General features: G+C 65.4%; 1 pseudogene. It reads left to right on the top strand.

Annotation, left to right across the window (positions count from 1 at the left end):
- Positions 1 to 667, top strand: a pseudogene (locus A5906_RS44330) (tetratricopeptide repeat protein); the annotation flags it as partial.

The following is a 667-nucleotide window of genomic DNA, read 5'->3' as shown; positions in this document are numbered from 1 at the left end:
CCCGCCACGCCAGCGTCGAGCGCGATGCGGCTTCGGCGGCAGCTTTCTACCGCTCGGCGCTCCGCACCGATCCCAAGAACAACGAACTGCTCGACCGCGCCTTCATCTCCTCTGTCGCCGACGGCGACATCGATGAGGCGGTCAAGCTCGCCGAGCGCATCCTCACCATCGACAAGACCAACCGCGTCGCGCGTCTCGTCGTCGGCGTGCATGATCTCAAGATGAAGAAATACGCGACCGCGCAGACCAACATCAACCAGTCGATCCGCGGTCCGATCACCGATCTCGTCGCCACGCTGCTGTCGGGCTGGGCCGCCTATGGTGCGGGCGATGCCAAGGGCGGCGTTGCCACCATCGACAAGCTTGCGGGTCCCGAATGGTATCCGCTGTTCAAGGATCTGCACGCCGGCATGATCCTCGAGCTCGCCGGCAAGGAGAAGGACGCCGGCACCCGCTTCGAGCGCGCCTACAAGCTCGACGATTCCATGCTGCGTGTCACCGAGGCCTATGCGCGCTGGCTGTCGCGCAACAAGGATGCGGCCGCGGCGACCAATGTCTACCAGGCGTTCGACAAGAAGCTCGCCCGACATCCGCTGATCGTGGAAGGTCTGCGCGACACCAAGGCCGGCAAGAAGCTGCCGCCGCTGGTCGATTCCGCGCAGGCGGG

The organism is Bradyrhizobium sacchari (genome assembly GCF_002068095.1).
Taxonomy (GTDB): domain Bacteria; phylum Pseudomonadota; class Alphaproteobacteria; order Rhizobiales; family Xanthobacteraceae; genus Bradyrhizobium; species Bradyrhizobium sacchari.
The sequence above is the reverse complement of the archived record's forward strand: the minus strand, read 5'-3'. Positions and strand labels throughout refer to the sequence as shown.